The organism is Vibrio sinensis (assembly GCF_003605645.1).
Taxonomy (GTDB): Bacteria; Pseudomonadota; Gammaproteobacteria; order Enterobacterales; family Vibrionaceae; genus Vibrio; species Vibrio sinensis.
This window is the reverse complement of record NZ_QVMU01000001.1, coordinates 74,406-100,007: the sequence shown is the minus strand read 5'-3', so window position 1 is coordinate 100,007 and position 25,602 is coordinate 74,406. Positions and strand designations below refer to the sequence as shown.

15 protein-coding genes are annotated in these 25,602 nt (G+C 41.6%); 8 read left to right on the top strand and 7 right to left on the bottom strand.

The window, feature by feature from the left end:
* The first annotated feature begins 48 nt into the window (after nt 1-48).
* Nucleotides 49-957 (top strand): LysR family transcriptional regulator, encoded by a 909-nt coding sequence (locus DZ860_RS00365; RefSeq protein WP_120028932.1) that lies wholly within the window; start codon nt 49-51, stop codon nt 955-957.
* Nucleotides 958-1,073: 116 nt separating this feature from the next.
* Here the strand turns inward: DZ860_RS00365 and DZ860_RS00360 are convergent, their stop codons facing one another.
* Nucleotides 1,074-1,424, bottom strand: a complete 351-nt coding sequence (locus DZ860_RS00360) for a hypothetical protein (protein ID WP_120028931.1) — start codon at nt 1,422-1,424, stop codon at nt 1,074-1,076.
* A gap of 351 nt (nt 1,425-1,775) precedes the next feature.
* Here DZ860_RS00360 and DZ860_RS00355 point away from each other — a divergent pair, with 351 nt between their 5' ends.
* Both DZ860_RS00355 and DZ860_RS00350 read left to right on the top strand, forming a co-directional pair.
* Nucleotides 1,776-2,621, top strand: a complete 846-nt coding sequence (locus DZ860_RS00355; protein ID WP_120028930.1) for a helix-turn-helix domain-containing protein — start codon at nt 1,776-1,778, stop codon at nt 2,619-2,621.
* A 173-nt stretch (nt 2,622-2,794) separates the two neighbouring features.
* On the top strand, nt 2,795-3,403 hold the full coding sequence (locus DZ860_RS00350) for a GNAT family N-acetyltransferase (RefSeq protein ID WP_120028929.1): 609 nt from the start codon (nt 2,795-2,797) through the stop codon (nt 3,401-3,403).
* 27 nt (nt 3,404-3,430) lie between these two features.
* Here DZ860_RS00350 and DZ860_RS00345 read toward each other — a convergent pair whose 3' ends face one another.
* From DZ860_RS00345 to DZ860_RS00320, 6 genes are all read right to left on the bottom strand, one after another.
* On the bottom strand, nt 3,431-4,972 hold the full coding sequence (locus DZ860_RS00345; protein WP_120028928.1) for a response regulator: 1,542 nt from the start codon (nt 4,970-4,972) through the stop codon (nt 3,431-3,433).
* A gap of 2 nt (nt 4,973-4,974) precedes the next feature.
* Nucleotides 4,975-6,096 (bottom strand): HD-GYP domain-containing protein, encoded by a 1,122-nt coding sequence (locus DZ860_RS00340; protein ID WP_120028927.1) that lies wholly within the window; start codon nt 6,094-6,096, stop codon nt 4,975-4,977.
* A gap of 155 nt (nt 6,097-6,251) precedes the next feature.
* On the bottom strand, nt 6,252-11,579 hold the full coding sequence (locus DZ860_RS00335; protein WP_120028926.1) for a response regulator: 5,328 nt from the start codon (nt 11,577-11,579) through the stop codon (nt 6,252-6,254).
* A gap of 261 nt (nt 11,580-11,840) precedes the next feature.
* Complete coding sequence (locus DZ860_RS00330) at nt 11,841-12,677, bottom strand: SDR family NAD(P)-dependent oxidoreductase (RefSeq protein WP_120028925.1); 837 nt, start codon at nt 12,675-12,677, stop codon at nt 11,841-11,843.
* A 110-nt stretch (nt 12,678-12,787) separates the two neighbouring features.
* Nucleotides 12,788-14,206: a permease gene (locus DZ860_RS00325; protein WP_120028924.1), complete on the bottom strand. Its 1,419-nt coding sequence runs from the start codon at nt 14,204-14,206 to the stop codon at nt 12,788-12,790.
* A gap of 238 nt (nt 14,207-14,444) precedes the next feature.
* Complete coding sequence (locus DZ860_RS00320; RefSeq protein WP_120029511.1) at nt 14,445-15,332, bottom strand: PA4780 family RIO1-like protein kinase; 888 nt, start codon at nt 15,330-15,332, stop codon at nt 14,445-14,447.
* A 482-nt stretch (nt 15,333-15,814) separates the two neighbouring features.
* Here DZ860_RS00320 and DZ860_RS00315 point away from each other — a divergent pair, with 482 nt between their 5' ends.
* The 5 genes from DZ860_RS00315 (at nt 15,815) to DZ860_RS00295 (ending at nt 25,579) form a co-directional block, all read left to right on the top strand.
* Nucleotides 15,815-16,234 carry an Hsp20 family protein gene (locus DZ860_RS00315; protein WP_120028923.1) on the top strand — a complete coding sequence of 140 codons (420 nt, stop codon included), beginning with the start codon at nt 15,815-15,817 and terminating at the stop codon, nt 16,232-16,234.
* A gap of 258 nt (nt 16,235-16,492) precedes the next feature.
* Nucleotides 16,493-18,385: a molecular chaperone DnaK gene (gene dnaK, locus DZ860_RS00310; RefSeq protein ID WP_120029510.1), complete on the top strand. Its 1,893-nt coding sequence runs from the start codon at nt 16,493-16,495 to the stop codon at nt 18,383-18,385.
* A gap of 133 nt (nt 18,386-18,518) precedes the next feature.
* A complete protein-coding gene (locus DZ860_RS00305; protein ID WP_120028922.1) occupies nt 18,519-19,418 on the top strand; it encodes a DnaJ C-terminal domain-containing protein in 900 nt (299 codons plus the stop codon).
* Between the two features lie 577 nt (nt 19,419-19,995).
* Complete coding sequence (locus DZ860_RS00300; RefSeq protein ID WP_120028921.1) at nt 19,996-22,512, top strand: DNRLRE domain-containing protein; 2,517 nt, start codon at nt 19,996-19,998, stop codon at nt 22,510-22,512.
* 355 nt (nt 22,513-22,867) lie between these two features.
* Entirely contained in the window at nt 22,868-25,579 is a 2,712-nt protein-coding gene (locus DZ860_RS00295) for an endo alpha-1,4 polygalactosaminidase (protein ID WP_120028920.1), read from the top strand.
* The last annotated feature ends 23 nt before the right edge of the window (nt 25,580-25,602 follow it).

Here is a 25,602-nt window from a genome sequence, read left to right as displayed (position 1 = left end):
GTGTCCGTATCAAAATGCGTACTTTATTCAAGACTAAGGAAAGTAGCGGTGAGTGAGTCTGGAAAGTTAGATTTGAATCTATTGAATATATTCCTTGAGGTGTTTCGCCTTAAATCGATCACGTTGGCAGCAGATTCTTTAGGAATGACCCAACCCGGTGTTAGCGGTGCGCTCAAACGCTTGCAACAACAGATAGGAACAGACCTATTTATTCGTGAGGGACGCGGGATCACTCCTACCAATGCGGCCATTCAGTTAGCCATACAAATTGAGCCAGCTTTACAAGGTATCAATAGTGCGATCGGTACTCTCAAGCAATTTGATAATCAGCAATATCGCCAATTTCGCATACTGGTCAATGAATCTGCGTTAGCAAAAATCCAGCCTATTGTCGAAGCCGATCAGACCTTGGGAAAGATAGCAATTGAATTCAATATGGTGCCGAATAACGAAGAGGATTTGCTAAACAGCTTAAGCATGCAAAAGGCTGATTTAGCGATCGATATTCATTATCCTAAAGTGAATGGTTATAAAACCCAAAAAGTGCAAGATGATGAACTGGTGCTTATCGCGAGGAAAGGCCATCCTAGAATTGATGGTACTATCGATCAAGTCCAGTTCTACAGTGAAAAACACGTCACTTTTAGAATGCGTCGCTCAAATCAATACACTGCTGACTACTTCACAACCCTGCCATTAAAAGAGAGAAAGATCAGCGCTGAATGTGATTCTTTGATTGCCATGTGCGCCCTTATTTCGGCTTCTGATTGCATCGGTAGCACTTCTCGATATATCGCGAATCGCTTTGCTAATCAGTTCCAGCTACAAGTCTTGGCACTGCCATTTGAAACCATTCCAGTCCAGCAATATATGATTTGGCATAAACGCACAGACAATCATCCCTCTCACCAGTGGTTAAGAGACAAGATTTTGCAATACTTAAAATCAAGCCAATGACTGAGTAAAGAGTCAGATCCTGGTCGCGCCTAGGTACAAGCACTAAACAAGTATCAACTTCTCGATGGTATCATGCTTAATGCTTATGTTTGATACGTATGTCTAACACTTAGTGTTTAGTGTTTAGTGTTAAAAGTATTCGCGTCACTAGGACTGTTTGCCGTGATATCACCGGCAGGGTTCAGCAAGTGCGGTAAGATTCGAGGTAAGTTCAGCTCAATATCTCGGTCGCTTACGGGGTTAATTACCTCATTGTACCAACCCAGTAAACCGAGAACCGCATAGCCAATCGCATCATCTTCATCACTGTGCTCAATAATGATTTGTAGGAAACGTAAAATCGCACGATCATTGGTTTGGGCCTGAGTTCGAGTTGTGTGGAATACGGCCGTCGCTTCAGCAATTAAACCCTCAAACTCGGTTTCAATCGCGACTTTAAATGAGCCACCATCAACAGAAATTCTCATATTTTTATACTCATTAATTATTCTAAAGCGTGATTTTAGCCGCTAATTACAGCCTAATCTGATATTCAGAGCATACCCACTTTTACTCTCCTTGTCGTGAAGCACTAGCTGATGACAATTGATCTAGATAAGGTAACTGATGCACATGATGGATTTGTCGCCAATTTAGTTTATGCCGCACCCCGCCTATCGTGATTTGTCCTCAGCCTAACGAAATAGTGGTTAATCGCCTTCAAGATGGCATAACGTCAGTGATATAAAATGCGCTAAAATCATCCCAGAGGATTAAAGCAATATAGATTCATTTTTTCGTCCATCTGTACGCACTACACTCATTCTATAAGGTAAATTATGATCGCTTGGAAACAATCATTGATAGGGTATGAATGGCTGATCCACCAGATCTGGTATTTGGAAGTTGGTGCAGAGGAAACCATAAGCCCTAAGCCTCACCTCATACCCAATGCTCGTGCACATTTATTGTTCACTCCACCCCATCAAAACTACAGCTATGATAATGGTGAAAATGCATTAATTGGGGCAGGTAGCCACCTACTGACAGCCAGCGAGCACCTGCTTTTATTGGATGACTATGCACCATTAAAACGTATCGGTATTACATTCCGGCCTGAATGTTTATATATCCTTAACGCCGCTTCCGCAGCTCATATTAATCAATGCCAATGGTTCGATTGGTTGACGCCTCTATTTAATCGCGAATTTCAGCAAAACTTATGGCAAAACACATCTGACCCACAAACACTAATTGCGTTGATTAAATCTCATTTTGATCAGCTAAACATCACACCAAACCAAAACCGTGCGTTCACTGTGGCACAAAAAGCCATTACGACGATTGAAATCTCACTAACTGAACATCACATTTCCGATAACTTGATTGATATTGAAACTTTAGCGGTGGCTTGTTCTTGTTCACGCCGAACATTAGAGCGTTATTTTAAACAGGTGGTAGGAATGAGTGTGAAACAGTATCTACAGATGATGCGGTTAGAACAAATAGTTCTCGCCCTATATGAACGAGAGCAAGATATCGATTGGGCAGCGTTTTCACACCAATTTGGATTTAGTGATCAATCTCATCTGATCCGCACCCTTAAACAACAGCTAAAACAAACCCCTTCGAAGTATCTTAAAAAGCGCGATCTCACTATCGATATTTATGGCGATTTTGAATAAACATCTGAACGCTATGTATTGCTAATTTGACAAGCACCTGTGTTTAAATCAAGTCGGAAAGATGCGTTTTTTCTCTCATTTTCGGCCTAAGATTCAAATTAAGATTTGTCGCAAAAGTCCAATTATCCTCTGTTAGAGTACGCTAATATGCGGCAAAGAAAACGAGGTAACTAATGATTAATTCACCACTTAACCACTATTCAGCCCTAAAGCAAGGCCACTCAATTCCTTTTGGCGACACATTAAATATTGCTCTTATTCAGGCAAGCGATCTTAGCGACATCATAGAGATGCTTAATGATGACAAAGTGAATACATACTTATTTTTTGCTCCTGCTGACGACAGTTTATATGAGGGTTTCTTTGGCCCTATCATCGGAAATACTCAGGAAGCTATCAAAAATAGCGAATGGCCAGAAGCACCAACGTTTGTTATCCGTGATGCCCAAGGGCAATACATGGGTATGACAGCCGTTACCCCCGTTATGTTCTTACAAGGTAATTTTGAAGTGGGTTATCAACTCCCGACTCATGCTTGGGGTCAAGGCCTTGCAACACGTGCTTGTCAAATGATGACCGAGATTGGCTTTACTGAACTAAACGCGCATAAAATCAGTGCTGACTGCTACGCTGAAAATATTGGCTCTTACAAAACCATGGAAAAATGTGGTTTTATTTTAGAAGGTCGTCAACTCGATTACTATAAAACTGAGCAAGGATTTGACGACAAAGTCTACTACGGTATAACTGCCAAACAATTTGCAGACCAAAAGCGTAAATAATTGCCGAATTAACCTTAAGCCGCCAAGCTAACTATTGGCGGCTTGTAGTTGTACTATAATTGTCGTGCTATTAGGTTGCTCTGCATTAAGTCTAATGTCACCATTTTGAGCCTGTGCGCACAGTCTCGCCGAATAACTGCCAATACCAGTACCTGTATTTTTGTTTGCCGAAGCGTACTTGTCAAAAAACTGATCACGGATATTCAAAGGCACTTCACCTGCATTTTGCAAAGATACCATCACATACTCATCTTCAGCCGCAGAAGTCACAGTGATCGCTGAATTTTTAGGTGCAGCTTCAACAGCGTTAACAATCAAATTACTGAACATGGTATAACTTAATAGCTCATCACCAAGGTAACGATGACTTGGATCGATATCGAGTTTAATTTCCAACTGCTTTTCTTGTGTTCTCGATTGATAGCTCGCAATCACTGACTGAATGGCAGACTCTAGCATGATATTTTCAAAGGGATTGCTGTACTCCCCTTGTTCTAGTGCCATCAATAACTGATGATTCTCAACCATTTGAGATAAGATTTTCACGCTCTCTTTGAGACAATCTATCTCTGGTTCATTGCCTTGAATATTAGTTAATGTTGCTTGAATTGCGCTCAATGGGTTGCGTAAATCATGAAAAAACATCTGGCCTGCTTCTTCTTTTTGCCGCGATGCTTGAATTAACTGTTCTACTTGCTCCGTTAATTTCTCCCGCTGGACTACTGAATTGATATGAGTCGCCACTCGCGCCATCACGATCTCGGGGATCACCGGTTTCATAATATAATCGACAGCGCCAAGTTTTAGCCCTTTAACAACATCATCAGTTTGCGACAATGCAGAAACAAAAATGATCGGAATAAATTCCGTATCCGGCTGAGATTTAAGTGACCGACAAACGGCTAAACCATCCATTTCAGGCATCATGATATCCAACAAAATCAGATCCGGTTTTTCTGCTTTCGCGCAAATATCGAGCGCTTGCGCACCACTTCGACAAACTTTGATTTTGTAAGATGGCTTAAGTAATTCTCCGAGCACTTGTAGGTTAGAGGGTTCATCATCCACGACTAAAATCGTCCGCTTTACCTCTTTTTCACTCGCACCATCTTGCTCGAGATCTTGAGTTTCACTGGGATTCGAATTTCTTCCACGAATCGGGGAGACAAATGCTTTGTGCACTCGTTCACTCAGCGTGGCTTTTGAAAACGGCTTAACTAAATATTCAGAAACGCCCGCTTGTATTGCTTCTACCACATCACTTTGATGGAGGTTTCCCGTCAACATAATGAAAGGAATATGCTTATGAGCATGGGAGCCTCGAACACGCTTCAGCAGTGTTAAGCCGTCCATTTTAGGCATTTTCCAATCTGAAATAATCATATCTACAGATTGTCGCTCTAGACACTGCCACGCTTCAAATCCATCCTTTGCTTGATGAATAGTTTTAAAACCAAGCTGTTCAAAAGCGCTACACAGCGTCCGAGTTATCGCATCAAAGTCATCAACGATTAAAACAGATAAGCCTTTGTACGGCGAATCAAAAGCAATTCGTCTATAGTTTTCCATCACTAAGCTCCTTTAGTAATCAAACTTAGATTACTAACGACATCCTTATAGGTTTCTGCTATTTCTCTAAAGTCCGCTGCGTTAGCCATAAAAATATCGACCATCAAAGGGTCAAAATGAGTACCTTTGCTACTCAATATAATCCCCAATGACTTTTCGTGACTAAACGCAGGCTTATAGACACGCTCAGAAATTAGTGCGTCATAAACATCTGCCAAGGCCATAATCCGTGCTGACAAAGGAATATCTTCCCCCCTCAGCCCCTCTGGGTATCCTGACCCATCCCATTTTTCATGGTGGGAATAAGCAATTTCCTTAGCAAATATTAGAAAATTATCTGCTACCCCTAATGAACTTTCCGCGGCTTCAATTGCATCATAACCATAGATGGTATGCCTTTTCATTTCAGCAAACTCAGCTTCAGTTAATTGACCTGGTTTAAGCAAAATTCGGTCAACGACCCCTACCTTTCCTATATCGTGTAAAGGTGCAGACTTGGCCATAGCCGAAATCACTTCTGGTGTTAAATAATCACGATACTTTTCTGTCTCGGACAATTTCTTGGCTAATAATTCGACATATTTCTGAGTTCGGCGAATATGATTGCCTGTTTCCGGGTCTCGTGATTCAGCTAATGCCCCCATAGCCACCATAGCCACATCTTGTAGGTCATTCAATTGTTGAGTACGTTGGCGAACCTTATCTTCCAGTATTTCATTTTGTTGAGCTAACTGGTCCCGTGATTTCTTGAGCAATAAATGATTTTTTACTCGTTCTTTTAATATCGGAGGGCTGATCGGTTTAGTAATGTAATCCACAGCTCCCAGAGATAGCCCCATAGTTTCATCCTCCTCTTCTGACTTTGCTGTCAGAAAAATAACTGGGATATCTCTGGTTTCAGCTGAAGCTTTTAGCTGACGGCAAACTTCATAACCATCAACCTCTGGCATCATAATATCGAGTAAAATCAGATCCGGTTTACGCTTCTCTACAATTTTCAATGCCGTTGCTGCGTTTAACGCTGCTTGAACTAAATACTCTTCTGATAAAACGCCTTTCACCACATCTATATTTACAGCCGTGTCGTCGACGGCCAATATCGTCGCTTTCTTATTTGTATCCATACTGACAACTCTCTTTTTATCCTAGCCTTAGCTGAAAACAACCCTTGTTAAATTTTAGGTTAGGTCGCTTCATTACATTTGAGTGCCGCTTACTCCAATGATGCCATCAGTTCCTTAGATGGCGTTTTTGTTTCTGATTATGCTTTATTTTCTTCTCATGTATTTGTTGCTAATGAAACTTTTGTTTCTGGTGAAACTTCTTCTAATAAAAGCTCTTCATCTGATAAAAATAACTCTTTCGACGCTTGTTGTGATTCACAGCTGTTCGTTAACTGTTCCAGCAGTGGTAAAGCAGCATCAAAGTCATAATTTGATATCGAAGTGGAAAGCTGTGAGGCTAAATCACGATCTAAACCACCTCCCATGCATTCGAGTATTTCATCGAACGTGTCCACTGCTGAACTATCGAAATCATCAAGTTGCTGATAGAGCAAGTGCGTTAGTTCGCGGAACTTATCACTGTCAATTTCAGCTATTTGATTTTGAACGATTGGTTCACTGCGTGCTAATGCTTCAGTAATAGCAGTTAACATCCTGTTAACTAACGCACCAACTTCCGACAGCATGGCTTGTTGTTGTTCACTCAATTGGATTTTTTCTTGAATGGCGTGATCCTGAATGGTCCGCTCTTGAGCAGCGAGAGAATGTTCCAATCGCTCTGTCGGCTCAATCAAATAGGTAGCTCCAATATTGCCAGCAATTCCTTTCAATGAATGGACTGCAATAACCGCGCTATTAATATCATTATCCTCTATCGCCTGATTCACTCGTTCCACGACATTCGCTTCACTTTGAATAACATGAGTTAGTGTCTTTCTGTAAGCTTTTACATTACCAGCCATACGAGCCAGTGCGCTTTCAGTATCAAAGCCATCAACATCAAAGCTCTCTGTATCTGCATCTTCAATCAAGACTGAAACAGATTCCCCCGTTGGTTCAATCCAATCCAACAACGTCTTAAAGACCTGGTTAGGGTTAATCGGCTTAGGTAAATGATCATTCATGCCAGCAGCGAGACACTTTTCTCGGTCGCCTGACATCGCATTGGCGGTCATAGCAATAATCGGCAATGCATCATATTGTCCCGTCGAGCGAATAGTTTTCGTCGCTTGGTACCCATCCATCACGGGCATTTGAATATCCATTAGAACCAAGTCAAAGGTATGTTTCTCGACCATTTCAACTGCTTGCTGCCCGTTATCAGCCGTCATCACATCAAGCCCAGCCAGATGCAGCAGTTCAATCGCAATCTCTTGGTTAATGAGATTATCTTCCACCAGCAGGATTCGCGCTCCTGCAATTCCCTGCGCAATAGAGAGATCAAGTTTTGTCGTAATAGATGGAAAACTAGGTCGGCCTTGCTGGGAAACAACACCTAACAAGGTATCGTGCAGAGTCGAAGAGCTCACCGGTTTTGTTATCGTTGCATCCACTTTAACGCCGTTTAACTGTGCCTTGATCTCATCGCGATCATAAGCTGTGACCATGACAAAATATGGAGGTTTGTTCAAATTCGGTAATAGAGCAATCTGACGACCCAATTCGATACCATCCATATTAGGCATCTTCCAATCCGCTAAAATAATGTCAAACGGTCGTTCCATTTGCTGCGCTGCAGCAATTTGTTCAAGAGCTTCTGCTCCCGATGAAGCCACTTCAGCTTTGAAATTAAGGCTTTTACACAACCCAAAGAGAATCCCACGCGCCGCCATACTGTCATCTACAATCAAAACAGAAATATCTTCAAGACTATCTGTCCCATGGGTTTGATCTCTCACCGCCTGCACCACACCCAATTGAGCCGTGAAGAAAAAGGTACTGCCCTTACCAAGTTCACTTTCTACGCCAATTGAACCATTCATCAGTTCCGATAAGGTTTTACTAATCGTCAACCCTAAACCTGTACCACCATATTTTCGTGTGGTTGAAGCATCAGCTTGACTAAACGATTGGAACAAGCGAGACATTTGTTCATCAGTCATACCAATACCGGTATCTGTGACTGAAAATTTCAATACCACGTCATCATTATCACTCTCCAGTAATATCACTTTGACAATGATCTCTCCTGAATCGGTGAATTTAATCGCATTGTTAGTAAGATTAAGTAAAACTTGCCCCAAACGAAGGGGATCACCAATAAGCTGTCGAGGAAGGAGCGGGTCAAGATCAACCAACAATTCAATATTTTTCTCTTGAATACGTTGCGACACCATCTGAACAAGATGTTCAATTGTATTTTCTAAATCAAACTCCATCTTTTCTAAATCGAGTTTGCCAGCCTCTATCTTTGAAAAATCGAGAATATCATTAATGATGCCGAGTAAAGATTCGGCCGACGTTTGTATTTTCCCAAGATAATTCGCTTGTTTTCTATTGAGTTCAGTCTGCATTGCCAAGTAACTCATCCCTATGATGGCATTCATTGGTGTACGAATTTCATGGCTCATATTGGCGAGGAAATCACTTTTCGCTTGTGTTGCTTCCTCAGCTTTTTGTTTTGCCAGCATCAACTCACGTTCAGCTTCTTTACGCTCAGTGGCATCTCGAACAATACCGGTAAATAAACATTCCCCTGCTAACACTGCTTCACTAATCGCAATCTCTAACTCTATTTCCTCTCCGTTCTTCTTATAACCGATCAGTTCCATCAACAAATGACTGCTCGTATCTCCTTTCGCGACTAATTCTAGATAAACTTGATGGAATGGTCTTGGCATCAAAGAATCAATTAAGGTTTCTGTCGAGAGTACTTCATCAGCGCGATAACCAAAAATGTCTTCTGCCGCTGGGCTAAATTCAACAATGATACCCTGTCGATTGACGACAATGATGCCATCTGATGCATTGTCAATTATGGTACGAGTTCGTTCAGCGTTGATTTGTAGTTCAGAAGTGCGCTCTACAACTTGCGCTTCAAGTTCTGCTTGTGATCGCGCGAGCGCTCCGGTTGCTCTTGTTCCAATACGCAGGGTAAAGAGACTGGTTCCCATCATCAGTATTAGGGCAATCGATAATATGGACCAAACTGTAATTTTGAATGTACGTAATAAAGCGAACGCTTCCTCTACATCCATTTCAGCCGTAATGCCTAGGTTTAGCTTTTCATCCCAAACCCAGTTACCAACAACCGGAATCCCTCGATAGTCATTATACCCCTCTAGGTTACGACCAGACATTCGCTCACTGACGCCTTGAGCCATTACAGTCAGTGGCCAATTTTGCTTGACTGTCTTAACTTCACCGGAGTCCGTATTAGCAGGAATAACACCTGAATAATTAGATAGATCATTACCAGGATCGGCAATACGGATATTAAGAGAAGATCGTTGATGGCTCTCCAGCAACCCAACTTGCTTTAGCTGATCTTCAAAACGTACATTCGAGAGCAATACTCCAGACTGATCAATGGCGTATGTTTCACCGCTTTTACCAATAAAACCGGCAGATAATACGGAGGAAAAAATACCATCGAAATTAACTCGTTTTGTTAGTACTGCAATCACTTCACCGGATGCATTAATAATTGGCACAGCAAAGAACATGGTTGGTGGGTTAAGTTCCTTATTGTCTAGTCCAAGTTCGACATCTGATTTTATTGGTGGAATGAAAACACTTTGTCCCGCCAATACCGATTGCATAAGGTCTGGTCGTTTAAGCTGAATAAGATTAATACTTCCAATATTACTATCACGACGAGACGACAAACTGATGCTATCTGGTGAAATAATAAAATAGCCAAATGAATTCGAAAGCCCAGCTTGGCTTTGAATAAATTGTCTTAACTGATGTTGAAGAGGTGCGTTTTTTAACGCATCTGAAGTACGAGGGACTTTAAGTAGCTCTTGAGTTAACTCCACTAAAGTTGGATTTCTGCCAAGTTGACTAAGGCTATCTAATTCAAGATCAACCCACCCAACAATTCGTTTGTGTGCTGATGCTAATACCGTTGATAGACTGTCATTAATGGATTCGATACTTTGTCGTTCAGCGTAACGCGTAACAATCATTGCTGTTGTCAGTAATGCGACACATAAACCAACTTGAACAATAATCACTGAACGCTTAAAACTTACGCTATTAAGTTTATCAGCCAACTGTTTGTCACTAACTCGAAATACTCGAGAAATCAGAAACATCAAAAGTACAATCATTAAGGAAACTGCGACAATCACATACTTTAGAGATTGATTAAAACTGACGTTGCTACCTGTTGATTGCGGTGACTTTTGTTTCTGAACATTCCAACCATTTTGTTTTAGAATTAAAGCTTCTAGTTCTAGAGAATCTAACCCTTTTTGCACAATAGAGTGCAGTAATGGGGTTTGTTTCTGCGTCCAAATATGAAGAGACGCTGGAGAAAATACATCTTCATTTATAGCATGTAACCCTGACATTTGATTTTGGCTGAGCCAATTCAAAATCACACTTTCAGCCCCCAACACGGCATCAGCGCGACCATCAAATACGGCATTAACTGCTTCACCTATACCTTCTGCCTCCAATATTTTCATATTGGGATAAAGATCTTTCACCTGACTCGCAGTGACATAGCCCGCTGAAATCGCCACCGTTGCGTTAGCTAAATCAGAGACCAAAATAAATTGTTCATCTTGGTCTTTAACGAAAAATAATTCACGTACCAATACATAAGGGGCCGAAAACTGACCATATGCTTCACGTGATGCCTCTTTATATGCATGAGGTAATAAGTCTATATCTCCTCGTTTAAATCTGTTAAATAACTCATCCCATTCCCCCTCTACCAACTCAACTCTCAAACCTGTTTTGTTTACAATCTGTTTAACAATCTCACCCGACAACCCCGCTAAACTACCATTTTCATCTCGATAAAACATCGGAGACCAATGCTCACTACCTACTTTCACTGTGTTATGTTGTATCCATTGCTTCTCTGCTGCAGTTAACGCAATATTACTTTCTTTATTATGTCCCGCGACACGCTGATCAATCCGATCAGCAAGATTAAGTAGAGCATCCATATATTGGCTTTTATAATGGTGGTACTCGTCCTGACTTATCAGATCCATCGCCGCTCGGCCTTGATCTTCTTTCACTAAATCTATGGCTTGCATCTCAAAAACAACCATTTCGAAATGGGCGCTTTCGAGTTCTTTAACGATATTGAAATCCGTTTCTGCTTGGCTAGCTAGCAACGCATTGATTAGTTCTGTCAAACGAGGCTCGTAATCGAAATATCGGTCAAGCCATTTATCATCTCTAGAAAAAGCATAACTCAATACTGATGAAGTCAATACTTCATCAAGATATTTAAGTTCTACTGCAATATTCTGAGCCTGGCTTTGCGTGAGATCGCCCTGCAACGAAGGCGGAAGACCATCAAAATCGGCCGAGGAAAAATGGGGATAAATTAAAGCAACAAAAGACAAGAAAAATGCACGTAGCCTAATTTTCAATATTGGAGTACATCTTCTCCATAAACGGGAGTGAAACCACATCATTAGCATTCCCTTGCATATACGACGATTAAAATAATTTAGATTAGGCCGCAAATTTCAGCAAGTTATTGGACTGATTAGTTATATGGTTTGTGGAGTTGGGTGTTATTTAATCATACTAAGCCCATTTTTCGATAACCCCATCACATATAGAGCATGTGCTCAAAAAACTATATTCAACATTCCATTCATTAAAAAAGCGGTCTACTAGCCGCTTTTTTAATGAATGGAATGTTGAACTAATTAGCTAACTTGACCGTAATCTCAGAAATTCACTTGGTTGGAGTCAAAATAGTACCGAGATGAAGCAATGTCCATTCCCCCTGTCACCGGTAAGCAAACGCCAGTAATAAAGCTTGCCTTTTCACTCGCTAAAAAACTCACCGCATTTGCGATATCATCTGGTTCCCCCATTCGCTTGATGGGTTGTGTCGCAAGAAAATGATCAATGTATTCTTGAGTGAGGTTTTTCTTCACCGCATCTGTGGCTATCATCCCAGGCAAAACCGCATTACAACGAATACCGAAGCTGGCATATTGAATCGCAATTTGTCGTGTCATGTGATTAATGGCATTTTTCGATGTCCCATACGCAATACTCGACATTTCAGCACTCAATGATGACAAGGATGAAATATTAACGATACTACCTCCTCCTTGTTTCACCATAGTTGGAATGACGGCCTTGCTTGGTATAAAAACACTGTTGATATTGGCGAGAATATTTTTTTCCCAGCTCACTAATTCGGTGTGAGCTAAATCTCTGTCTTGACGTAAATCGACCCCACCAAAGTTATTTACCAATACATCGATTCTCCCCTCTTGCGCTAAGATAGAATCAATCAATGCAGTATAGGTATCACTATCAAAAGCATTAAAAAATACACCTGACGCGCTAGAGATATTGCTGCTATCGGTATTGATCTCGCGTGCTGTCGCACTAGCAAGATCTAAGTCCCAATCAGCGATATACACTTTGGCTCCTTTTTGTGCCAAAAGCATACTGCAAGAACGACCGATACCTTGTGCTCCTGCTAGAACTAACGCGACTTTATTTGCAAATTCCTTTTGCTCAATATTGTTATTAGCAAATGATGACATATCAATTCCTCATCCGAATTTTATAAAGTAACCATACCCAAACAACCTGAGATATAGCTAGGTGTAAAGGGAGTGGATCCCTCCCTCATTAATCTAAATAGCCAACACCATTACATATTCATACCCATGCCGGAATTTGTCTTTTGACCTAAGCGGTAGTACCAGATAGAGAATGGGATAAAAATCAGATTCATTACGGTAGTCAAGTTCCAACCAAAGCCATCCTGATGAATAGCTCGTAGGCCCTGTGTGGTGACATCAATATTGAAACCATTGAAAATGGCGTCAACACATAAGCCTGTAAATAAAATAGACACAAACAGTAAACCGACCATCCATTTGGCTGGTCTTTGTCCATAGTATTTTTGGTAAACACGCATCATAGGAATAGTTAAAACATCGGCAAGGATAAAACCAATTACGCCACCAAATGAGATGCCGCCATGCCATAACGCTGCTGCTAAGAGCAAATTACCCACTGAACAAACATAAGCAATGACAGCAACAAAGATACCAATAATCACATCAAGAAATGAGTGTAACCAAGCAGGCAAATTCACATCATTGCTGATGAATAGCATTCGCCACCCTTCTATCGGCACGATGGCAATCAACAAAGAAGAAACGACGACCCCAATAAGGATCTCCTTCCCAATCATTGATAAGTCCATTTGAAAAAATCCGGCCGATTGGGTTACTTTGTCCATCAAGGACGACGTCGCGGGTTGATGTTTCATCTCCATCTTTTGATGAGACATCGATGGCATATCCATACCGCTGTCGCTTTCTTCGTGTTTCATGGACGACATATCCATGCCGCAATCGCTCTCTTCGTGTTTCATGGACGACATATCCATGCCGCAGTCGCTCTCTTCATGTTTCATGGAGGACATATCCATGCCACAGTCACTCTCTTCATGTTTCATGGAGGACATATCCATGCCACAGTCACTCTCTTCATGTTTCATGGAGGACATATCCATGCCACAGTCACTCTCTTCATGTTTCATGGAGGACATATCCATACCGCAGTCGCTGTGAGTTGCTGTCTTTGTCGATGCCTCTGCTGCAATATGCTCACGAAGTTCTGTTTCGACCTCTTTCGGATAGAAGCGTTGGAATAGAAAACCAACCGTTACAATCAAAATTAGCCCACCAAGCACCTCTCCCCAAAGGAACGTCCAACCAAGTAAAGCGACCAACACAATGAACATTTCAACAATCAAATTAGTACTAGCAACTAAGAAAGCGACAGCGTTAGCTAACGTCGATTTTTTGCCAAGTAGCGTATGAGACAAGGATGCAGCTGCGTAAGAACAAGAAGAAGAGACCATGCCAAGAGCGGTCGAATAAGATAAGCTTTTTAGATTAGTTTTACCCAGATGTTTAGCCACTGTTTCAACAGGCAAAAGGTGACGAATAAACGATGATAAGATAAGACCGAAAGCAAGTGGCCAGAAGATTTGCCACACCATGTTACTAAACACAGACACGATATGAATTAGAATATTACCCCCATCACTTTGCATAAGTGACCCCCTAGTATGCTGGGAAGATGAATGACTTTGTAAGCATAGTACGCCTAGCAAAATACTTTTTGGCGTAATGAAAGCTCAATCTATAAATGCAGATATAGGGGTGGATTTCATAACAAACATGGCGTTTGCAAATCAGGTGCTTTTAAGGAGTGTACGCCCAGTAGTCAAGGGATTGAACGACTACTGGTACGTTTCGATATTAGTTCTGGCGTAACTGTGTTTATTCTTGCTAGGTGTCAGCCCAATTAAATTGACTCTCGTCTACACCCTCTTTCGCTTCTTTTAAGCGCTCTCTACGGTAACGTTCTGCATCACGAGCTGCATCGATTTCTTGCATAATGGTAGCAAGATCAGCATCTACATCAATTTGAACAAATTCCCCCGTAAGCTCTGTTTCTGGGGTCAACTCCCCTTTTTCATACAAAGCCCAAATTTCTTTCGCATATTCTGTGTTTTTTAATTCCGGTGCGTATTGACTGTAATATTCACGAATGTTGTTGATATCGCGCGTTAACATCCATTCCGCATTATTGTTTGCTGATGCATCAACTGCTTGTGGTAGGTCAATGATCACTGGACCATTTTCGTCTACCAAAACATTAAATTCTGATAAATCACCATGAATCAGGCCTACGCATAACATTTTAACCACATAGGTCATCATCATCGCATGATCTTCGCGGGCTTGCTCTGCTGTCATTACAACATCGTTCAATCGTGGCGCAACGTAGCCTTCTTCATCCGTGACCAACTCCATCAGCAGTACACCGTCAAAGCAGCCGAAAGGCTTAGGCACTCTAACGCCGGCTTCTGCTAACTTATACAATGCGTCGACTTCGGCACTTTGCCACATTTTCTCTTGCTGCTCACGGCCAAAGCCTGAACCTTTTTCCATCGCTCGAGCTCGACGGCTATTTCGGACTTTGCGCCCTTCTCGATAAGCGACTGCCTTTTTAAAACTACGCTGGGTAATCTCTTTATACACCTTAGCGCAACGGATCGTCTCTCCACAGCGTACGATATAAACAGAGGCCTCTTTGCCACTCATTAGCTGGCTCACCACTTCATCGACTAAACCATCGTCAACTAAGGGTTGTATTCTTTTCGGTATTTTCATGGCGTCGTTATACATCAGTTCACAGTCAGATGTAATAGTCGATCTGCAAATAAAACCAACTAATTATCCGCTAAGCCCCGGTACGAGAATCAACTATTACTTAACGAGTTTAATCAAAGGGAATACTGACAGGTAAAAAGCAACGTCATCTGTAGCATCGGCAAAACGTATCAGTGAGTCAAACGAGTAATAAAACAAAAATAATCGTTATTTTTTCTAATGAATGTGTTGACAGGAATTTTCCGGAAGCATATATTGATTACACGAACTGCCACATGGAGTTCAATCATGATTTAATTCGCCTCTTAGAGGGAATGAAAATCATAGTAACGAAAGAAAGCGGCTGATCGCTCAGTCACGTACTTTCGATAATTAACCTTTGGACCTTATGTCTAAATAAGCTAGTTATAGCTTAAGAATATCGGTTCAATCTCTTCGCTTAATGCGTTGAGAACTATTGCTTACTTTTAAAGGATAGTATTATGCGTAATGTAGATATTTCTCCCCTATACCGTCATGCCATTGGTTTTGATCGCTTGTTTAACCTTGTAGAAAACAGTGCGAAAAAAACATCTCAAAGTGGTTACCCACCTTACAACATTGAACAGAAAGATGAGCACAACTATCGCATCACTATGGCTGTAGCTGGTTTCTCTGAAGATGCATTAACACTGACTCAAAATGAAAATATGCTGATTGTCTCTGGGGAAATTAAAACCTCTGATACGAAGCCAACGTATGTTTATCAAGGTATTGCTGAGCGCAACTTTGAACGCAAATTCCAACTCGCTGATTACGTCTCAGTAACAGCGGCAAGTATGGAAAATGGTTTGCTTCATATTGATCTAATGCGAGAAGTACCTGACGCTATGCAACCGCGTAAAATAGCGATCAATAAGTAGCATTTAATCGTCGTTGAACCTGACTTACAACAAAACGAAATCAGCCATATGAATAGCTAAAGGTGGGACATCCCCCCTGTTCGTTATTGTTGCTTGATATGCCCTTTCGGCCTGCTCAACGACGCATATCAAAACAGTATATTTCATTGAGAATAAACATAGCGATAGCAAAACTGCATTCTATGTTCTTAAAAACCAACATCGAAATTTAGATACTTTGGATTAATATAACTAATGCAAAGTACAGAGGTAATTATTATGGGTAAAATCATTGGTATCGACTTAGGTACAACTAACTCTTGTGTATCCGTTCTAGACGGAGATAAACCTCGCGTAATCGAAAACGCAGAAGGTGAGCGTACAACAGCATCAGTAGTTGCATATACAGATGGCGAAACGTTAGTTGGCCAACCAGCAAAACGTCAAGCTGTGACAAATCCAACCAATACGCTTTATGCAATTAAGCGTCTAATTGGTCGTCGTTTTGAAGATGAAGAAGTACAGCGTGATATAAAAATCATGCCTTATAAAATCATCAAAGCAGACAACGGTGATGCATGGGTAGAAGCAAAAGGCCAAAAAATGGCAGCTCCTCAGGTTTCTGCTGAAATTTTGAAAAAAATGAAGAAAACGGCAGAAGACTTCCTAGGAGAGAAAGTAACGGGCGCTGTTATTACCGTCCCGGCTTATTTTAATGATGCTCAACGTCAAGCAACAAAAGATGCGGGTCGCATTGCAGGCTTAGAAGTAAAACGTATCATTAACGAACCAACAGCAGCGGCACTTGCTTACGGCCTTGATAAAAAAGGTGGTGATCGCACAATCGCAGTTTATGACCTTGGTGGTGGTACATTTGATATCTCTATCATCGAAATTAATGATGTGGAAGGCGAACAAACATTTGAAGTACTTGCAACTAATGGTGACACTCACCTTGGTGGTGAAGACTTTGATAACCGTATGATCAACTATCTCGTTGATGAGTTTAAGAAAGAGCAAGGCATCGATCTAAAAAATGATCCTCTTGCCATGCAGCGTGTTAAAGAAGCGGCAGAAAAAGCGAAAATTGAGCTTTCTTCGACCTCTCAAACAGATGTTAATCTGCCTTACGTGACCGCTGATGCAACGGGTCCTAAGCACATGAACATCAAAGTAACTCGTGCTAAGTTAGAATCTCTGGTTGAAGATCTCGTGCAACGTTCAATCGAGCCATTAAAAGTGGCACTTGCAGATGCTAAACTCTCCGTTGAAGAAATCACGGACGTTATTCTGGTAGGTGGTCAAACTCGTATGCCGATGGTTCAAGCAAAAGTTGCTGAGTTCTTCGGTAAAGAAGCACGCCGTGACGTAAACCCAGATGAAGCGGTCGCAATGGGTGCTGCAGTTCAAGGTGGCGTACTCGCAGGTGATGTGAAAGATGTATTGTTGTTAGACGTAACACCTTTGTCTCTTGGTATCGAGACGATGGGCGGCGTAATGACGAAGTTAGTTGAGAAGAACACCACTATCCCAACTAAAGCAAATCAAACGTTCTCAACAGCAGAAGATAACCAAAGTGCAGTGACTATCCATGTACTGCAAGGTGAGCGTAAGCAAGCATCTTTCAATAAATCTCTAGGTCAATTTAACCTAGAGGGGATTCAACCAGCACCTCGTGGTATGACTCAGATTGAAGTAACGTTCGATTTGGATGCTGATGGCATTTTAAATGTCTCTGCTAAAGATAAAACCACAGGTAAAGAGCAAAAGATTACTATCCAAGCTTCTGGCGGTCTAAGCAACGCAGATATCGAAAAGATGGTTCAAGAGGCCGAAGCGAACAAAGAAGCGGACAAAAAGTTCGAAGAGCTAGCAACGGCACGTAACCATGCGGATCAATTGGTTCATAGTACTCGTAAGCAAGTCGAAGAAGCAGGTGAAGCGCTTCCAGCAGACGAGAAAGAGAAAATTGAAACTGCTATATCTGAACTTGAAATTGCCCGCAAAGGCGATGACAAAGAAGCAATTGATAGCAAAGTGCAAGCGTTAGCCACTGCTGCTCAAAAGTTAATGGAACTTGCTCAACAACGAGCTCAGCAAGAAGCTGGCTCAAATAACCAACAATCTCAACAAGATGATGTTGTCGACGCTGAGTTTGAAGAGGTGAAATGATAAGTTAGCTCAACTATTTGTTCTATCGAAGATAATTGAGCGATATCATTAGCACATCAACATTGGCATTCAGGGCGTAAGAGGCTACTCATACGCCCTTTTCCAGTTTAGTCAGGAATAAAAAGAGGCTGACATGTCCAAACGAGATTATTACAACGTGCTAGGTGTCTCTAAAGGAGACTCAGTTAAAGATATTAAAAAAGCATACAAAAAATTAGCGATGAAATACCACCCGGATAAAAATCCCGGGGATGCTACGGCTGAAGAAAAATTTAAAGAAATAAAAGAAGCCTACGAAATACTAACGGATGAAGATAAACGACGCGAATATGACCAATTTGGCCATGCCGCTTTTGACAATAGTCGAGGTGGTTTCGGCGGGCAGTCTCAATACCAAAGTGGTGGATTTGAAGACATCTTTGGCGGCGCATTTAGACAACAAGGCCAGGGCTTCGGTGGTGGTTTTGGAGGGTTTGAAGATATCTTCTCTCAAGGTAGAGGCCGTCAACCTCGCCCTCAAAAAGGTCAAGACCGCGAATTTACTTTAACCGTTGATTTTGTTGATGCTATTCAAGGCGCAGAAAAAGTTGTTGAATTGCCAATCAATGGCGAACAGAAAAAAATTAACGTAAAAATCCCTGCTGGTATCAAAGATGGTGAGAAAATTCGCTTCTCTGGCAAAGGAGGCAGCGGTGTTAATGGTGGTCCAGCTGGCGATCTAATGCTTGTTATCACAACTCGTCCTCATGCTTTCCTCAAGCGAGATGGTGACAACCTTACCTGTACGACACACGTTGATATGATTAGCGCCACTTTAGGTGGAGAGGCTGAAGTACATGTACTAGACAGTCACTTTAAACTGAAAATCCCTGCCGGGACACAAAGTGGACGTAAATTCAAAATGACGAGTAAAGGTGTTACTAACCGCAAAGGTGTCACTGGCGATTTATTCGTTACTATTCAAGTTGACACACCAACAAATCTAACTGAACAACAAAAAGAATTGCTAACTCAGTTTAAAGCGACGCTTTAAATGAATTAAGCCTTTGAAATTATACCCAAGTAACGTCGAGATACTTGGGTATAATTAAACGACATAGCTACACCTAGACGTTAGCATCAAATTTTCACAATCATATTTTAAAACCAACATATACTGTACCGGTCTCTTTATTGAAACCAATACAACACCTTCACATTAAAAGCATCGGGTAAGCAGACAATTAACGTCTAGTACTTAAGTTTTATTGAACATAAACTTATAGCTCATAATAAATTGATGACCTTTTAATACTAATAAAATTCTATTATTTAAATCTTGCTCATGCCTGAATAAGCTCTCGATAATGAGACAAATCTTATTTACTCCTCGTTATTCTCATCTATGTGATTTACATATGCATTTGCCATGTAGTATAAATTCACACAAATAAAACAACGTGTTGACAAACTACACCCAAGTTACCTCGAGGTACTTGGATATAACAACATGTGACAAGCGTGGAATGCTTGTTGAAGAATTTAGTGATTTTTTCATTGCCGCGTGATGAATTATACATTCATTGAAATTAGTGATGAGAAAGTTGCTTACTACTTATGGATAATAAACTATGCAGTTCAAAAACATCACTTCAGATATATTACCGAAGCTGGTTTGTACTACTTTATTTTTAGTTTCAACTCCCTCATATTCTGCTGTTCCTGATGTAGATCTAAAGGTGCTTGTCATTTCAACAGGTACACCCGAGCAAGATATCGGACTAGACTTAATCGATGACATGCTCGATGAAATGGGCGTACCTTACGATGTATTAAATGCAAGCCATGAACAACTAACTCAGGACAAACTGATCACAGGGAACAAAGGGAATTATAACGGTATCATCTTAACAGATGCTTCTCTTTATTATACCGGCCCGGATAACTACCTCTCTTCTGCATTTACACTGGAAGAGTGGAAAATGCTGCATCAATACGAAATAAATTTTAACGTTCGTGAATCAGTATTATCTGGTTATCCAGCATCAGGTCCCTATTACAAAAATAGTTACGACCTCGATTACGGAATGGATTTAGATACTGTCGAGTCTAGAAGTTCATTCTCTACTACTTGGCAAATTCCATCCGACAACAAAGAAATTTTCGAATATGTCAATCGTCAGAATGCTTTCGCCGTAAGCGATTATAGCCGCATGGCTCACCCCGCCAATAACTCCGATGGACCATCGGTCACCCCAATACTGACCGATTCGGAAACAGGAAAAACTCTTGTATCAACCATTCAGTACCCAGACGGTCGTGAAGTACTCCTATCGACTATTACCAACGCGTGGTATCTGGTTCATTCACAAGTGTTAGCGTATGAGTTCTTGAACTATGCGACTCAAGGCGTTTTCATTGGTTCGCGCAAAGTCTATCTCGCAGCTCACGTTGATGATCTGTTTATTGCTAGCGAACTGTGGGACGCTGATGCCAACGCTACGCCGGGAGATGTGAGTTATCGAACGACAAGCAATGACATAGAAAGTATTGTCGCAGCGAATAACCGACTACTAGAGGAAAACCCTAATTTACCTGATTTCAAATTGGACCTAGTCTTCAATGGCGGCGGCGCGAGTATTGGTCTTCCTCCGGTTGAACTAACGTCTTCACAAGATACTTACCTCCATTCGAGAAATAAAAAATATACCTATGGCGCATGGAGCACTGCGTATATTTCAAGTTCGAGATATCTAAAAAGACGAGGACTTTTTAACTTTGATTTACCAGATGATGTAAACAGTCCAACAGACAAAGCGACACTCACTTTAACCACTAAGCCTATTCGTCACCATTCTTCATCGCAAAATGCTAGAGGTTCTATCTGCCTTGTTACTCAGCAATGGACCGAATCTGCAAACTGGTATCGACGTTCTAACCACTCATGGTGGTCAAGGTATGGCGGCGCCTACGATAGAAACCACTGTGTCCCTTACAAAGAGAATAACGGCAAAATTACTGTGGATGTCACGCCTTTAGTTAATCAGTGGCAATCACAAGGAAAACCGAACTTTGGATTAATCATGCACGCCGCATGGGGTTACTATAATCTGGTCCAAGTACATACTCGCGAAGCAAGTAACGCTAATTATCGACCTCAGTTGACTATAGAGTTTGCAGCTCAAGAGGAGCCTTTAACGGCGACGGTTCTAGACAATAAACATGATTTCCGTTTCCTAAGCCACACATTGACTCATCGTGATATGTACACCAGTAGCGGTGCTACATTTGATGTTGCTTATGAAGAGATCGATGAGAACCTAAAAGTATGGCAACAGCTTGATTTACCAGGGTATAACAATGGCTCTCAAGTGCTTGTGACTGGTAACCACTCAGGTTTGGAAGATGCAGAAAGTTCAGAGGATACTTACCCACTACCTGAACTAACGCCATATCCTGAGGGATTAAATTATGAATTGGTTTACGCGATGGAAGCCCTTGGAATCAAATATATGGCTTCTGATTCTTCACGTGTCAATCAAGATGTTGAGCACTTCCTCCCGGGAAGCGACATTATGTTACTGCCTCGTTACCCAACATCGGTATTCTACAACGTAACTAATCCAGTCGATCTCACGGATGAATACAACTATGTTTTCTACGAACGCTACCTAGAAAATGGCGAAGATCCATGTACTATCAATGGCGCAATTTGCCAACCTCGTAGCTATGAACAGATTTTAGCAGCAGAAGCAGAAACCACGTTGCGTCATATGCTAACGTACAAATCTTGGCCTCACTATTTTCATGCTGCAAACTTGCATGATTATGGCGACGGTGCAACGCTACAATATGATTGGTTAACTGCAGTAACAGATAAATACAATAGCGTATTGAACCTACCTATTATTAACCTTGATTACTTCAGTATTGGTGAAATGAGCAAAGAGAAGTTATTCGCTAAAGAAGCCAATGTTCGAGGGACATGGAATAGAGACAACAATACCGTTACTTTAATCTCTGATAAGCCTGCAACCATTACCATTACCGGTGTTGTCAGTAACGACACCTATGGTGGACAATATATTCTAAAAACCAATACTGACCATTATTCTGAAACCTTTACCGTAGATCGTTTAATTGATTAGACAACGTCTATAAATAATCATTTAACAACTTAACCAGCCCTTTAGTTTTTAATTAAAGGGCTAATTTCATATCTGCCTCATTAGTGAGACTGCAAGGTTAAATTTGCATTTAATCAATAATATACTCGTATATCAATGCCGATGCTCTAGTGAGAATTATAAGGTTCGTGTTAGGCTCTAAGCTCTTCAATACTATGGATGTATTTTAATTATAATTTCGTTGTATCAACTTATAATCGCCGATGTTGAGGTGGATTAATCATGCTCAAAAACATTTTGATATTCGCGACAAACGTCGCATAAACATGAGATGAATACAATGAAATCCTAATATCTTTATTATATACAGGGTCGTATGCGTTCAATTGTTCCGGTTATTTTATCTCTTATTCTAGGTGGTTTATTTAATACCCCTGCGTTTGCTCGCACACCTAGCTCGGTCGCTTTTTATTACAACAAAATTGATTCTGTTCGTGAACTCATCAATTACCAACGCGTCGTTGTGACACCATCACTTATTTCTGATAAGCAGATTCAGACACTGCAGAAAGCCAATACCGCCGTATTTGCCTATATCAGTATTGGTGAGTTCAGTGGCCCGAATATGCCTGTGGCTTTACGCCAAGCTTCACCACTTAAAAATGGTAATTGGAATAGCCACGTCATGGATTTAACTTCCCCTGCATGGCAACGCTATTTAGCTCAACAAGCGCAACTACTGTCGGGTAGAGGTTTTGATGGCTTGTTCCTTGATACCTTAGATAGTTACACGTTGTTGCCAAAACAGACCTACTCCCATCAACAACAACTGCAGGCCTTAAGCGATATTCTGAGTACCTTACACAGCACATCTGAAGCGCCAGAACTGATGCTTAATCGAGGCTTTGAGTTGCTTGATTCACTCACATTTAAGCCCTATGCAGTTGTCGCAGAGTCGCTCTATCATCGTTATAACCCGGTCACTAAGCAATATAGTAATTCGACAAAAAACGATGTTCTATGGCTCAACACGCACCTCAATCGCGTTAAGGCTAAGGGGATTGAGACCATCGTCATCGATTATCTCCCAGCTTCTGACCGTAGCAAGCAGCAACAAGCGGCACAACGTTTGATTGATGAGAATCACACCCCTTATGTGAGTGATGGAATGCTGTATGAGTTTGGCGTGAGTACGATTATACCGAGTGCAAAACGTGTGCTTGGTTTATATGACGGTAACACTGTCAATCTCTCGTCTTCACCATGCCACCAGTTTTTAGCTATGCCGCTCGAATACCAAGGCTATGTACCTGAATGTGTCGATATTCGAAAGCTAGCAGCCAATAATTTGATCGCCTATACCGACATCACTCGCTATGCTGGCGTTGTCGCGTGGCTAGATGAACATTCTTACCAGCAAGTGCCCACCATCGAGCAATGGATCGCTCGACACATTGGCACGATTCCGTTTTTTTTTATTAACGCATTGCCCCCATCACCACAACTTCAAACTACGCTGGGTGTCTATGCGCAAGGAAAACTCACCGGAAAAATAACACAACGCCTTGGAAAGAAGTGGACAAAACATCACTACCCAGCTTCTTTTAGTCAGTTCATCCCCCCTCCTGCATGGCAAATCCAAGATGATATTAACCCTATTGTCAGCTTTGCCGATGAACAAGGTAAGGAGTCTCACGTTATCTTCAGTGCGCCATGGGGCGGCGCGGCACTAAACCCATTTCCGTTAATGGCACAAGCCAATGACCAGAAAACTTGGTTAATTGATCCTTTTAAGTTGCTCCAAGCCACCTTGAAGCTACCATTGATTCCTGTCGCGGATGTAACAACTGAATCAGGGCGTCGCATCGTTACCGCCCATATCGATGGTGATGGATTAGGCGCAAAATCATGGGTGACCGATACGCCTTATGCAGGTGAACTGATGGCTCAGCACATCATTCGCAAATCTCCTTTACCTATCACGGTTTCTGTCATCGTGAGTGACTTGTTAGAGAAAAACCCAACGGCTCTAAAAGCGCGAACCCTAAAGAAAATCGCGACAAACATATTTAAACGTGCAAATATCGAAATCGCTTCTCATACCTTTCATCACCCCGAAGACTGGCAGCCAAACGACCCTAATAAAGCAATAGATCTACCTCAAGAAATCATCGCAAGCACTCAATACATCAATACTCAGCTTGCACCAAAAGGAAAAAACACCCAACTCATTATCTGGTCAGGGCGCGCTAACCCAAGTGAAAATGCTTTAAACATTGCTGATAACGCCCAGTTATTAAATATCAACGGTGGAACAGCCCACCACGAGGGGGCAAATCACTCATTGGCTCATGTCGCCCCGACCATTCGTTGGTATCCAGGCAACGTTCAGGTCTACACGCCAGCTCCGAGCGATACAAATTATACCCAGCAAGGAACTCAACATCATGATGGTTATCGTCAAGCCATCACTACTTTCGAGTTTCTTGGCTCACCACGCCGACTAAAATCAGTCAGCCTTCATAACAAGATGTATTCCGCAACGTTTCCAGCGTCACTTAATGCTCTAAAACAAGTTTACTTATGGGCGTCGACTCAACCTTTCACCCCTCTCTACTTAAGCGAATACGCGCAAAGAGCTCGTAGCCTTTATGAAACGGGAATAGCTCAAACTCTTTCTGGAGAGTGGCAGGTCACCTCAACGGGGGTAAAAAGTGTGCGATTGCCTGATGAATTGGGTTACCCAAGCGGCTCAGATATTGCTGGCTGGACGCAAGCTGAAGATGGAAAGTACCTAATCTTAAAACAAGCACGCAGTGTGTTTAACGGAGAATCTCAGCCATCTACTGAGCTCCGCTTACAAAACGTCAATGGCGCAGTCATGCGGTGGCAACAAAGTAACGGAACTATCGACTGGGCTATCACGACACATATGCCGCTAAGAATGGAGATTTATGGCGCAAGAGATTGCCAAAGATTAACTGGCACACCATTAAGATCCCATAAAAAATCAACCAACATTATCCAACTAAGTTCAGCCAATAGCGGCGAACTTTCCGGAACCCTGCACTGCACACCAACACTTTAGAGTGAATACAAGTAAGCAACAAT